This window comes from Streptosporangium sp. NBC_01469 (assembly GCF_036227305.1).
GTDB lineage: Bacteria > Actinomycetota > Actinomycetes > Streptosporangiales > Streptosporangiaceae > Streptosporangium.
In genome coordinates, this window is the sequence record NZ_CP109465.1 from 6,606,720 (window position 1) to 6,619,079 (window position 12,360).

Consider the following 12,360-nt stretch of genomic DNA (forward strand, 5'->3'; position numbering starts at 1 on the left):
ATGGCCAAGAGTTTCTGGCCCGGGGCGATCGTGCTGGCGCTACTGGCCGTGATGGCGCTCTTCCCGTCGCTGTTCACCGGGACGGACCCTGACGCGGCGGACCTGAACGCGACGCTGCAGCCGCCGAGCGGCGCGCACTGGCTCGGCACCGACCAGAACGGCCGGGACCTGTACGCCAGGATCGTGCACGGAGCCGGCCCCTCCCTGCTGATAGGCGCCGGCGCGGTCGGGCTGGCGCTGGTCGCGGGCGTCCTGGTCGGGGTCGCCGCCGCCCAGCTCGGCCGGGCCATGGACCAGGTGCTCAGCAGGTCGCTCGACGTGATCCTCTCCGTCCCGGGCCTGCTGCTGGTGTTTTTGGTCGTCGCGGTCCTGGGACCCGGCGGCGGCCCGGCCAGTGTGGGCCTGGCGGTGATCTCCCTGCCGGGCTTCGCCCGGGTGACCCGCGCGGAGGTGATCAGGCTGCGCGGAGCGCACTACGTCGAGGCGGCCCACGGGTTCGGCTGGTCGCGCGCCCAGGTGGTCCTGCGGCACATCCTGCCCAACGCGCTCGGCCCGGTCATGGTGCTGGCGACGGTGACCCTGGGAGCGATGATCGTGGCGGGCTCCTCGCTGAGCTTCGTGGGCCTCGGCCCCCAGCCGCCGACCGCGGAGTGGGGCGCGATGCTGGCCGACAGCCAGGAGTTTCTCGCGATCGCCTGGTGGCCGGCGGCGTTCCCCGGGGTCGCCATCACCGTCGCGGTCCTGGCCGTCACCGTCGTCGGCGGGCACCTGCAGCGGCGGATCGAGCGGGGGCGGACATGAGCCCGGCCTCCGGGGACGCGGCGGAGACGGTGGAGACGGTGGACCGAACGGGGGCGGACATGGGCCCGGCTTCCGGGGACGCGGCGGAGACGGCGGATCGAGCGGAGACGGACATGAGCCCGGTACCCGGGAACCCGAGGCAGCTGCTCTCCGTCCGGGACCTCACCGTCGCCTTCGCGACGGGCCGCGGGCACGTCGACGCGGTGCGGGGCGTGTCCTTCCGGATCGACCGCGGGCAGGTGGTGGCGATCGTCGGTGAGTCCGGCTCCGGCAAGAGCGTCACGGCGCGCAGCCTGGTGGGACTGGCCGGCGACGGTGCCGACGTGCGGGCCGGGGAACTCGTGTTCGGCGGGCTCGACCTGCGCCGGGTACGGGGCCGCCGCTGGCGCGCGCTGCGAGGGCGGCGCATCGGCTTCGTCCTGCAGGACGCCCTGGGCTCCCTCGACCCGCTGCGCCGCGTCGGCGCCGAGGTGGCCGAGCCCCTGCGCGAGCACCGGATCGTGCCCGCGGGACAGATCGGCGACGAGGTCGTACGGCTGCTCGACTCGGTGGGCGTCCCCCTGCCCGGGAGCCGGGCCCGGCAGTACTCGCACGAGATGTCGGGCGGGCTGCGGCAACGCGCCCTGATCGCCTCGGCCCTGGCCGCGCGGCCGGACCTGCTGATCGCCGACGAGCCGACGACGGCGCTGGACGCGACGGTGCAGCGGCAGGTGCTCCGGCTGCTGCGCGAGCGGGCGGGCGAAGGCACGGCGATCCTGCTCATCAGCCACGACCTCGGTGTCGTCACGGAGATCGCCGACCACGTGTACGTGATGAAGGACGGGCGGTTCGTCGAGGACGGCCCGGCGCGGCAGGTGCTCCAGGCGCCGTCCCACCCCTACACCAGGACCCTGGTCGCCGCCGCGCTCGGGCAGGGACGCGGGCCCGCGCGGGGCGCCGCGCCCGCCGGACCGGACCCCGGTCCCGGACGGGTGGTGCTGCGCGCCGACGGGCTGGTCAAGAGGTACCGGCTGCCGGGCAGGGGCGCGTTCACCGCGGTGGACGAGGTGTCGGTCGAGGTACGGGCCGGTGAGACGCTCGGGATCGTCGGCGAGTCGGGGTCGGGCAAGACGACCGTGGGCCGACTGCTGCTGGGACTGGTCGCGCCGGACGCCGGCCGGGTCGAGGTGAACGGGCGGCCCTGGACCGAGCTGCGCGGCCCCGAGCGGCGGACGGCCCGCCGCCGGATTCAGATGATCTACCAGCACCCGCTGGCCTCCTTCGATCCCCGGTACACCGCGCGACGGCTCCTCGAGGAGCCGCTGCGCGCCGAGCGCGTCCCCGCCGCCGAACGCGCGCGGCGGGTGGCGGAGCTGCTGGAGCACGTCGGCCTCGACGAGGAGGTGCTCGGCCGGCGGGCACGGGAGCTGTCCGGAGGCCAGCGGCAGCGCCTCGCCATCGCGCGGGCGCTCGCCCCGCGACCGGACGTCATCATCTGCGACGAACCGGTCTCGGCCCTGGACGCGGTGATCCAGGCGCAGGTGCTCGACGTCCTGGCCGACGTCCAGGAAAGGCTCGGCGTGGCCTACGTATTCATTTCCCACGACCTGGGCGTCGTCCGCCGGATCAGTCACGAAGTGGTGGTGATGAAAGACGGGAGAGTGGTCGAGTACGGCGACACGAGAAAGGTATTCGAAGCCCCGGAGCACCAATACACAAAGGCCCTTCTGGACGCGGTTCCCCAGCTCCATCGGGCTGGTCCGGCCGACGCACAAGCAATTCTTAAACCTCGCTGAACCGGCCTTGCCCCATATTTCGTTCCTGCCTAATGTCGTTGTCGTCGCACGGCAATGGCGCCGTTCCTTTCTTGTCTGGCCGAAGGATGGAAATGACGGAAGCTCCGCCGTATCCGCAGAAACGCACATGTCCCTACGAGCCGCCGCCCGGATACCAGGAGATCGGTGAGCGGGGACCGGTGCTCAAGGTGACGCTCTTCGACGGCCGCGAGGCGTGGATGGTGACGGGGTACCGGGAGTCGCGGGAGATCCTGACCCACCCCAACCTGTCCTCGCAACGCACCCATCCCGGGTTCCCCATCGTCGCGCCCAGGTTCCGCTCGCAGATCGCCCGCAACCTGGCGCTCATCGCCATGGACCCGCCCGTTCACGACACCTACCGGCGCTATCTCAACCCGCATTTCAGCCTCAGGACGGTCCGCGGGATGCGCCCCCAGCTCGAGGACATCGTGTCCGGGTACATCGACGCGATCATCGACCACGGCTCTCCCGCCGACCTGGTGCCGATGCTCGCGGTGCCGCTCCCGTCCCTGGTGATCTGCCGCCATCTCGGCGTCCCGTACGAGGACCACGACTTCTTCCAGGACGCCAGCGGCAAGGTGATGCTGGGCACCGAGGAGGAGTCGGCGACGGCGGCCCAGGACCTGGTCGACTACATCGACCGGCTGGTTGCCGCGCAGATCAAGGAACCCACCGACGGCCTGCTCGGCACGCTGGTGCGGGAGCGGGTCATCCCCGGCGACGTCGGACACGACGAACTGGTCTCGATCGCGCTGGTGCTCCTGATCGCCGCCCACGAGACGACCTCCTCGTCCCTCGCGCTGGGCATCATCACGCTGCTGGAGCACCCGGACCAGCTGGCGCGGGTGCGGGAGGACCCCGCCCGCCTGCCCGGCGCGATCGAGGAACTCCTGCGCTACATCGCGACCACGGACCTCGTCGCGACCCGCGTCGCGAAGGGGGACATCGAGATCGCGGGTCACCTCATCCGGGAGGGGGAGGGGGTGCTCGTCTCGGGCACGCTGGCCAACCGGGACGATCAGGTGCACCTGCGGGCCCACGAGTTCGACGTCCTGCGCGAGGACACCCATCACCTCACCTTCGGGTTCGGCATCCACCAGTGCCTCGGCCAGAACCTGGCCCGGCTCGAACTGGAGATCGCCCTGCACCAGCTGCTGACCCGGATCCCGGGGCTGCGGCTGGCCGTGCCCGTGGACGAACTGCCCATCCTCGGCGCGGGCACCGTGCAGCGGGTGCTGCAGCTGCCGGTCGAGTGGTGACGCCGGATGTGGGTGCGGGCGGATCGGGAGCGCTGCATCAGCGGCGGGCGCTGCATGGCCGCCACCTCCGACGTCTTCGACCAGGACGATGACGGCCTGGTCGTCGTGCTCACCCCGTCGCCCGCGCCGGAGGAGGAGGCGCTGGTCCGCAGGGCCGCCTTCCTCTGCCCGGCACAGGCCATCCGGATCAGCGAGAAACCACCGGAGGGCTGACCTTCCCACAGGTCCGGACCGGCCCCGCACGGAGGCCGTCCGGAGAAAGCAGAAAATATGACGCACTCGACGCACTCGTCGCGGGAGGCCGTGCGGCTTCCCTCGTTGACCGGGATGAGATTCGTGGCGGCGTTCCTGGTGTTCGTGTGCCACGCCTGCGTCCTGGGTTTCTTCCACCAGGAGACCGCCGCCTCCCTGCAGACCTTCGCCTTCGCCTCGGGCTGGCTCGGGGTGGAGTTCTTCTTCGTGCTGAGCGGGTTCGTGCTGACCTGGTCGGCGCGGGAGGGGCAGTCCAGGACGGGCTTCTGGCGCCGGCGCCTGGTCAAGGTCTACCCGGTCCACGTGGTGACCTGGCTGGCCGCGCTCGGCCTGGCCGTGTGGGCGGGCCAGGCCGTGGACCTGCCCAAGCTGCTGCCGAGCCTGCTGCTCGTGCACACCTGGCTCCCCCAGATGGACGTGGTCATCACGATCAACGTCGTCACCTGGTCCCTCGCCTGCGACCTGCTCTTCTACCTGGCCTTCCCCTTCCTGCACGCGCTCGTCCGCAGGATCCCCGTCCGGCGGCTGTGGTGGGCGGCCGGCGCCGTCGCCGCCGTGATCGCGCTGCTGCCCGCCGTCGCCCTCCTCGCCCTGCCCGGGACGCCCCGGCTGCCCGGCCAGGACATGTCGTTCGTGCAGAACTGGTTCCTGGTCTCCTTCCCGCCGATCCGGGCGCTGGACTTCGTCCTCGGCATCATCATGGCCCGCATCGTGCTGACGGGCCGGTGGATCCCGCTGGGCGTGGGCCGGGCGCTACTGGTCCTGGCGGCCGGATTCGCCCTGCAGGCGTACCTGTGGCCGAGCGTCTACGGGCTCACCGCGACGATCGCCCTGCCACTGGCCCTGCTGATCGCGGCCGTGGCCGCCGCGGACGAGCGGGGCGCGCCCACGCCGTTCCGCGGCCGGACCCTGCAGTGGCTGGGCGGGATCTCGTACGCGTCCTACCTGGCGCACTTCCTGGTCCTGCATTTCGGGCACATCGCGATCGGCGCCGGCCGGACATGGGACGCTCCGGCCGCCCTCGGCGTCATCACGGTCCTGTTCGGGGTCACGACGGTGGTGGCGTGGGCGCTGAACCGCCTCGTCGAGGAACCCGCCATGCGCGCGTGGGCCCGCCCCCGCCCTGGCCCCCCGCCCCGGCCGGTCGCCGGCGCGCTACAGCCGGACACCCCTTCACCTTCACCCGAACCGGCGAGCTGACCATCCCCTCTCACGCCCACACGGAGACGAGCGGAAACGAGACGACAGGAGGCACCACATCGTGAACACTCCCATCCCGGCCGAGGACGAGCGGCTCTTCGCCTACCCCCAGGACCGGAGCTGTCCCTGGCAGCCGTCCTCCGGCTACCAGGACCTGGGGGAGCGGGGAACACTGCACCGGGTACGGCTGTGGGACGGAAAGTCCATCTGGATGGTGACCGGGCACGCGCAGGCACGGCGACTGCTCGCCGACCCGCGCATGTCGGCCGACCGTTCCCGCGACGACTTTCCCGCGGTCCTGCCCCGGCTGGACGCCCCCATCTTCAAGCCCATCGCGATCATCGGGTTCGACCCGCCCGTGCACGACGTCCACCGCCGCCTGCTCGCCCCCGATTTCAGTCTCAAGCAGGTGCGCGCCCTGCGCGGGAGCGTCGAGGAACTCGCCGGGAAGCTGGTGGACGGCATACTCCGCAAGGGGCCGCCCGCGGAGTTGATCGAGGACTACGCGCTGCCGATCCCGTCCATGGTGATCTCGGAGCTGCTCGGTGTGCCGTACGACGACCACGCGTTCTTCGAGGCCATGACGGTTGGGCTGCTGCAGGCCAAGAGCGCGCAGGACGCCGAGGCGGCGGGCCAGGCGCTCTGGGACTACCTGGACAGGCTGATCACCGTGAAGGAACGTGAGCCCGGCGGAGAGGGGGTGCTGAGCCGGCTGGTGGGTCAGGTCGACGAGGACGGCGACCTGACCAGGGAGGATCTGGTGCGCATCGCGCTGGCGCTGCTGATCGGAGGGCACGACACGACGTCCCAGATGATCGCGCTCGGGGTGGTCACCCTGCTGGAGCACCCGGACCAGCTGGCGGCGCTGCGCGCCGATCCGGGCGTGCTGCCCGCCGCGGTGGACGAGTTGCTGCGCATGGTGTCGGTGACGGATGTCTCGGGAGTGCGGCTGGCGACCGAGGACATCGAGATCGACGGACATGTCATCCGGGCCGGCGAGGGAGTCCTGGTGTCCTCCTCGATGGCCAACCGCGACCCCGCGGTCTTCCCCGACCCGTACAGGTTCGACGTCCGTCGCGCCGACGGGCACAACGCCGCCTCCGGCCGCCATCACCTCACGTTCGGGTTCGGCATCCACCAGTGCCTCGGCCAGAACCTGGCGCGGATGGAACTGGAGGTGGCGTTCGCCGTCCTTTTCGACCGGATCCCGGAGCTGCGGCTCGCCGTGCCGCTGGACAGGCTGCCCACGCGCAGCGGAGGCACGATGCAAGGTGTCCACACCCTGCCCGTCGAGTGGTGAGAGGAGAGACACGATGAAGGTGACCGCCGACCGGCGTCGCTGCATGGCCGCCGGCCACTGCGCGATCAGCGCGCCCACGGTGTTCGACCACGGAGAGGACGGCCTGGTCGTCGTCCTCGACGCGGATCCGGGCGAGGACGCCCGGGAGGCCGTGGAGACGGCCGAGGACCTCTGCCCGTCCCGCGCGATCGCCGTCGCGCCCGCGGCCACCGAGCGGGTACCGAGCGGTTGACCGCGGGATCGGCGCGGACCAAAGGGCCAAAGGGCCGGTGGGCCGGTGGGCCGGTGGAGCGCGGCACCGCGTTCCACCGGCCCACCGGCCGTCTCAGCGGTCGACGAACCGCATGCTCTGCTCGTTCCAGCGCTCCCCGTACACCTCGTCCGAGGGCACGGCCGCCTCTATGGCGGCCAGGTCGGCCGGGGTGAGGCTCAGGAAGGCGGCGTCGACGTTCTCCTCCAGGTGAGCGCGGCGCCTCGTTCCCGGGATGGGGATCACGTCCGGACCTCGGTGGTGCAACCACGCCAGCGCCAGTTGCGCCGCCGTGACCCGCAGCTCGCCGGCGAGCTTGACGAGACGGTCGGCCAGGGCGAGGTTGCGCGGCAGATTGTCCGGGGCGAACCGGGGCAGCCCGAAACGCCGGAAGTCGCCCTCCTCCAGCTGCTCCGGGGAACGGATGGCACCGCTGAGGAAGCCCCGGCCCAGCGGGGAGTACGGCACCAGCGCGACGCCAAGCTCCCGGCACGCCGCGACGATCCGGTGCTCGATGTCCCGCGACCACAGTGACCATTCGGTCTGCAGCGCGGCGATCGGGGCCACCGCGTGGGCGCGCCGGATGGTGTCGGGGCCGGCCTCGCACAACCCGATCTCACGGATCTTCCCGGCGGCGGCCAGCTCGGCCATCGCGCCGACGGTCTCCTCGACGCCGACCTCGGTGTCGACGCGCGTGAGGTAGAACAGGTCGATGTGGTCGACGCCGAGCCGCCGCAGCGAGGCCTCGCAGCTCTGCCGGACGTAGCGGGCGTCCCCCCGGACGGAGGCGCCGACCCCCGGGCCGGGACGCACCACGCCGAACTTGGTCGCCACGATCGCCGTCTCCCGCCGCCCGGCGACGGCCTTGCCGACCAGTTCCTCGCCGGCGCCGTGGCCGTAGACGTCGGCGGTGTCCAGCAGTGTCGCCCCGAGATCGAGGGCGCGCCGGATGGTCGCGATCGACTCGGCCTCCACCGTGGCGCCGTAGAACTCCGACATGCCGAGGCAGCCGAGGCCCTGCGCGCCCACGGTCAGGGAGCCGATCCTGCGCGTGGGGAGTCGTGTCAAGGTCATCTCCGCTCTCCGTCCCGTTACCGGAGGTAGACGACGATCGACGACTCGTAGGTGTCGTGGGCGTCCTTGACCAGTGGCCGGAACTGGCGGAACCCGATGGCGCCGCGCAACGGGCCCTCGACGACGACCGCGGGGAAGGTGGCGGCCTCGCCTGCGGTCAGCCGGGCGTCGTCGACCAGGCCGCCGGACCGGATGACGTTGCCGTCGCGCAGCCGGATCTCCTCCCCGAAGTAGGCGATGAAATGCCCGTCGTGCTCCTGCCTGTAGAGCATGCGGCCCGCACCCCTGGTGTGGCCGAGCGGCTCGCCGTCCGAGCCGAATATCTCGAGCCTCACGGTGGCGAAATCCTTCTCGGTGGGGGTCGTCCCGGTGGGGTCGGGATTACTCGAGTGGTATTCGACCACTTTCTCGATGAGATCGCGCAGGATCAGCGACCGGCCCGGCCGGCCGAGGGCGCCGACCCTTTCCGAGGTAGTTTCCGGCGGGGCCGCGACGAACGGCAGCGCCCAGGAGCTCACCGTGTCGAGCACCGGTGAGATCCGAGCGGACAGCACGCGGAAATCCATGATCGCCTCCTGGGCGGCATCCCGAGCCGCCGTCCGGATCGCGGAGGCTCGCAGGAACCGACATTAGGAAGAACAACTCAAGTGGTCCTAAAAGCGTGCGGCGTAGTCGTGGGCGGCCGCTTTCCGCCGTGTCGCCAGGGCGAGTTCCATCCGGGAGCTCACCCCGGTCTTCCGATAGATCCGGGTCAGGTGAACGTCGACGGTCCGCATGCTGATGGTGAGCCGGTCGGCGATCTCGCGGCGCTTCATGCCCGTGCAGATGAGCAGTGCGATCTCACGCTCGCGGTGCGTGAGCCGGCCGAACATCTCCACGGGTCCGGTCTCCGGTTCGAGCTCCGCGGGAACCGGTACGGTCACCTGCCTGCCGAGCCAGTCGAGCATGGTCACCGCCCCCGACCGGTGTGCCATCTCGGCGGCGAGCCTGGCCGTGCGGGACGACCGGTCGGCCTGGCCGAGTTCGCCGAGTACGCGTGCCGCCTGCCCCAGCGCGTAGCACTGCTCGATCCCCATTCCCACCGACGCGAAACGATCGGCCGCGTCGTGGTAGCACTGCGCCGCCTCGGCGAGCGAACCCCGCACGCGGCAGAGGTGCCCCCGGGTGAGGTCCGCGTAGGCGAGGTTGTGCGGCATCGGAACGGCGCGGGCGTGTTCCTGGCTTCTTCGCACCCAGCCGTCCAGAGGCATGCCGGCGTCCATCCCGGCGGCGCACAGCATCTCCCAGACGGTGTTCCGGTAGGCCACGGGGACGGTCAGCAGGTCGGCTCCCTTGCCCTCGTTGAGCAGGAGGGCGACGCAGTGCGCGGGGTCGCCGTCGAGCCACGCGCATCTGGCGAGGGTCAGCGCGGCGATCGAGGCGCTTCCGTTGACGTTGGCCTGCGACGGTGACTGCCGGGCCAGTGCCTGCTGCGCGAGGGACCTGGCCCTCCCGCTGCCCACCGGCTGCATCCAGACCTCGGCCGCGGACTTGAGCGCGACCGCCTGGGTGTGCCGGAGGGAGTTGTCCGGGCCGGACTCGATGATGGCGGCGTTGGCGGCCTCGCGTGCCTGTTCGAGCTGTCCGAGGTGGCGCTCGGACTCACTGAGCAGGACCAGCAGCGCCGGGAGCAGGAAGATCCGCTGGCAGTGGCGGGCGACGTCGACGCCCCGTCGTACCTGCCGCTGGGCGTCCACGTAGCGGCCCAGGTAGAGGTGGGCGAGGACGACCACGAACAGGCCCTCCAGGTGGCGCGCCACCAGGTGCTCCGGAGCGCGGTCCAGCATCTCGCCCGCGTCGGTCGCGTCGGCCAGCGCCCGCTCCACCTCGCCGGAGAAGGTCGCCTCCAGCGCCCGGAGACCGAGCAGGCCGGCGGCGGTGAGGTCGTCGCGACCGGCGCGGGCCGCCTGGAGGGCCCGCTCGGTCTCGGCCCTCCCCGGTATCCGGCCGAGCATGGTCGTGCGGAAGCCCCGCGCGAACACCAGACGCGGCCAGAGCGGTGAGCGTCGCAGGTCCGGCCGGGCGAGATACTCGTTGAGCAGGCCGAGGGTCTGCACGTCCTGGCTGAGCACGGCCTCGACCATCGACACGGAGGCGACCTGCCCGGCCAGCACGAGCGGGTCCACCGAGCCGCCGGACTCGTGCACCAGGAAGAGCAGGTCCCGGCTCTCGGTCATCCGCCCGATCCGCCCGAAGGCCGTGCTCAGTGCCAGCCGGGCGCGCATCCCGATCTCGCTGGAGACGGGTGCCTCGGCGATCACCGGTGTGAGCCAGGAGACGCACTCCGCGACGTCCGTCTCCATTATCTCGTAGGAGGCGTCCACGATCCGCGCCAGCTCGCTCGCGCGGACCCGTGACAGCGAGCTGACCAGGTGAAAGCCGAGCTGTGTGCCGACCTGGCCGCGGGCGGAGAGCAGGCGCAGGGCGCGCTGGTGGGCGCGGGTGGCCCAGCAGGGGTCGATCGTCCTGCGCAGCAGCGTGCCGAAGACCTCGTCCCGGACGGAGAACAGCGCGCCGACCGGCTCGACCCGCACCAGGTCGCGCCGGACCAGTCCGCGTACGGCGGCGGAGACCACCAGCCCGTCCAGTTCGGCGACCTCGGCGAGCAACTCGACGTCGAACCGCGAGCGCAGGATCGCCGCGGCGTTCAGCACGTAGCGCTCGTTCAGTGTGAGGCCCCGGACCTCGGTGAGCACGGTGAACTCGAACGGGGCGACGGCGGTGTCACTTCCGGACCGCGCGCTGTGATCGAGGGACTGCAGGGCGCGCAGGTTGAACGGGTTACCGCGGCTGCGACGGCGGAGATCGTACGGAGGAGGGACGGGCGTCATGGCGAGCATCTGCTCGTCGCTGAGCGATGCCAGCTCGATGCGCGCGGTGCGGCCGAAGGCCGCGCCGAGGGAGACGGCCTCGGTCAACGCCTCGGGCGTCTGCCGGGGACGCAGCGACACGACCACGTCCACCAGCGGCGGGGAGGCGCCTTCGGCGATCCCGGCCAGCTCGTGAATGGTCCGCTCGTCGGCGAGGTGGGCGTCCTCGATCACCACCAGCTCGCGGTCCGGCTGCCGCCGGTGCCGTGACAGGCCGGTCACCCCCGGCGGCTCCCGGTGACGCTCGGAGGACAACCGGGCCCGCCGCAGCATCTTTCTGACGGTGTTCATCGTGCCCTCCCGGTCGCTGCGCGAGCAGCGGTAGACGGCGGCGGGCAGGACGGTCCACTGCCGGTCCCGCACGAGCGCGGAGAGCAGGTGCGTCTTGCCGGCCCCCGGTTCGCCGAACACGGCGATGAGACGCCCTTCGCTTCCAGGCTGCCAGGTCAGGTGCTGCAGTCTGTCCAGTTCGGCTGTGCGTACCACGGCGACCGATGTGGCGTCGGGGAGGCTCTCTTCGTACGAACTCATGTCTGTGAAGACCCCAGGCGTTCGTGAAGGAAAAACGACGGGTGGCCCTGATCGCGCTCCCTTGTGCGTGTGGGCCGGCGTTTCCGGTGGTGACGGACTGCGAGGTTCGGGTGTCGGCCCCCCGGTCCGGCGCTGACGAAAACCACTATAAGCCTACCAAATTAGTTGGTTTTTATCACCACCCATCGATGGAGGACCGTGCGGGGGGCCGGTCGCCCACCGCCGGAGGACGGGCGAGCCGGTCCGGCCCGTTCAGGGTTCCCGATCGCGCGTGGTGATCCCTTCCAGGACGAGGCGGAGAAGGCGAGGGCTGCCGTCCCTGCCGGACGGCAGGGACTGCTCGCGCACCCAGGCGGCACCGCTGAGGATGTCGAACAGCTCGTCGGGGGTCAGGTCGGCGCGTACCAGGCCGGCGGCCTGCGCGGCGCGAAGCAGGTCCGCGCCGCCGTGATGCATCGCGTTGCACATGGCGTGCGAGGGGGTTCCCTCGTCGTACATGCTCTGCGCGAGGATGCCGACCAGTCCGCGGAAGGTGCTGAAGTGCCGTACGGCCTGCTCCATCCACTCCGACAGCGCCCGCAGCGGGTCGGGGGAGGAGGCCAGCCGCTCGGCGTGGGCGACGAGGTCGGCCAGCCCGTCCCTGGTGGCGGCCTCCACCAGTGAGGCGCGGGCGGGGAAGTGCCGGTACAGCGTGCCGATCGCCACGCCGGCCTGGGCGGCGATGTTCTCCAGCGACGCCTCGGAGCCGTCGGCCTCGAACGCCTTGCGGGCCGCGGCCAGGATCGCGTCGTAGTTGCGCCGGCCGTCGGCCCGTCTGGGGCGTTGGGCGATGTGGGGCGTGCCGGTCGTCATCGAACCTCCCGCTTGACATACTGAGGCGCCCTCAGCTTGACTCTTCCTCATCCAAGCTGAGACTTCCTCAGTATAGTTCCGGCCTCTAACCTGAGGGTTCCTCAGGGTGTGTCCGGGTGATCGGCCTTGGAGGTTT

The 12,360-nt window shown here is 71.4% G+C and carries 11 protein-coding genes; 7 read left to right on the forward strand and 4 right to left on the reverse strand.

The features are described from left to right. From OG587_RS28915 to OG587_RS28945, 7 genes are all read left to right on the forward strand, one after another. Positions 1 to 801: an ABC transporter permease gene (locus tag OG587_RS28915; protein ID WP_329080665.1), complete on the forward strand. Its 801-nt coding sequence runs from the start codon at positions 1 to 3 to the stop codon at positions 799 to 801. A gap of 113 nt (positions 802 to 914) precedes the next feature. Further along, entirely contained in the window at positions 915 to 2,576 is a 1,662-nt protein-coding gene (locus OG587_RS28920) for an ABC transporter ATP-binding protein (protein ID WP_329080667.1), read from the forward strand. Positions 2,577 to 2,668: 92 nt separating this feature from the next. Next, complete coding sequence (locus OG587_RS28925) at positions 2,669 to 3,856, forward strand: cytochrome P450 (protein WP_329080669.1); 1,188 nt, start codon at positions 2,669 to 2,671, stop codon at positions 3,854 to 3,856. Between the two features lie 6 nt (positions 3,857 to 3,862). Continuing rightward, entirely contained in the window at positions 3,863 to 4,069 is a 207-nt protein-coding gene (locus tag OG587_RS28930) for a ferredoxin (protein ID WP_329080671.1), read from the forward strand. A 57-nt stretch (positions 4,070 to 4,126) separates the two neighbouring features. Beyond that, positions 4,127 to 5,308, forward strand: coding sequence for an acyltransferase family protein (locus OG587_RS28935; protein WP_329080672.1), 1,182 nt, complete (start codon positions 4,127 to 4,129; stop codon positions 5,306 to 5,308). Between the two features lie 61 nt (positions 5,309 to 5,369). After that, positions 5,370 to 6,608 (forward strand): cytochrome P450, encoded by a 1,239-nt coding sequence (locus OG587_RS28940; protein WP_329080674.1) that lies wholly within the window; start codon positions 5,370 to 5,372, stop codon positions 6,606 to 6,608. Between the two features lie 13 nt (positions 6,609 to 6,621). Continuing rightward, positions 6,622 to 6,840, forward strand: coding sequence for a ferredoxin (locus tag OG587_RS28945; protein ID WP_329080675.1), 219 nt, complete (start codon positions 6,622 to 6,624; stop codon positions 6,838 to 6,840). 93 nt (positions 6,841 to 6,933) lie between these two features. Here OG587_RS28945 and OG587_RS28950 read toward each other — a convergent pair whose 3' ends face one another. The 4 genes from OG587_RS28950 to OG587_RS28965 all read right to left on the reverse strand — a co-directional run bounded on the left by OG587_RS28950 (position 6,934) and on the right by OG587_RS28965 (position 12,224). Beyond that, positions 6,934 to 7,932: an aldo/keto reductase gene (locus tag OG587_RS28950; protein WP_329080677.1), complete on the reverse strand. Its 999-nt coding sequence runs from the start codon at positions 7,930 to 7,932 to the stop codon at positions 6,934 to 6,936. A 17-nt stretch (positions 7,933 to 7,949) separates the two neighbouring features. Next, the gene (locus tag OG587_RS28955; protein ID WP_329080679.1) at positions 7,950 to 8,498 is read right to left on the reverse strand and encodes an allene oxide cyclase barrel-like domain-containing protein; all 549 of its coding nucleotides are present in this window, start codon (positions 8,496 to 8,498) and stop codon (positions 7,950 to 7,952) included. Between the two features lie 87 nt (positions 8,499 to 8,585). Next, positions 8,586 to 11,372 carry a helix-turn-helix transcriptional regulator gene (locus OG587_RS28960; RefSeq protein WP_329080681.1) on the reverse strand — a complete coding sequence of 929 codons (2,787 nt, stop codon included), beginning with the start codon at positions 11,370 to 11,372 and terminating at the stop codon, positions 8,586 to 8,588. A 252-nt stretch (positions 11,373 to 11,624) separates the two neighbouring features. Continuing rightward, positions 11,625 to 12,224, reverse strand: a complete 600-nt coding sequence (locus tag OG587_RS28965; protein WP_329080683.1) for a TetR/AcrR family transcriptional regulator — start codon at positions 12,222 to 12,224, stop codon at positions 11,625 to 11,627. Positions 12,225 to 12,360: the final 136 nt, after the last annotated feature.

Coding starts and splice junctions, on each gene's coding strand:
- OG587_RS28915 (WP_329080665.1), top strand. CDS start 1: ATGGCCAAGAGTTTCTGGCCCGGGGCGATCGTGCTGGCGCTACTGGCC.
- OG587_RS28920 (WP_329080667.1), top strand. CDS start 915: ATGAGCCCGGTACCCGGGAACCCGAGGCAGCTGCTCTCCGTCCGGGAC.
- OG587_RS28925 (WP_329080669.1), top strand. CDS start 2,669: ATGACGGAAGCTCCGCCGTATCCGCAGAAACGCACATGTCCCTACGAG.
- OG587_RS28930 (WP_329080671.1), top strand. CDS start 3,863: ATGTGGGTGCGGGCGGATCGGGAGCGCTGCATCAGCGGCGGGCGCTGC.
- OG587_RS28935 (WP_329080672.1), top strand. CDS start 4,127: ATGACGCACTCGACGCACTCGTCGCGGGAGGCCGTGCGGCTTCCCTCG.
- OG587_RS28945 (WP_329080675.1), top strand. CDS start 6,622: ATGAAGGTGACCGCCGACCGGCGTCGCTGCATGGCCGCCGGCCACTGC.
- OG587_RS28950 (WP_329080677.1), bottom strand. CDS start 7,932: ATGACCTTGACACGACTCCCCACGCGCAGGATCGGCTCCCTGACCGTG.
- OG587_RS28955 (WP_329080679.1), bottom strand. CDS start 8,498: ATGGATTTCCGCGTGCTGTCCGCTCGGATCTCACCGGTGCTCGACACG.
- OG587_RS28960 (WP_329080681.1), bottom strand. CDS start 11,372: ATGAGTTCGTACGAAGAGAGCCTCCCCGACGCCACATCGGTCGCCGTG.
- OG587_RS28965 (WP_329080683.1), bottom strand. CDS start 12,224: ATGACGACCGGCACGCCCCACATCGCCCAACGCCCCAGACGGGCCGAC.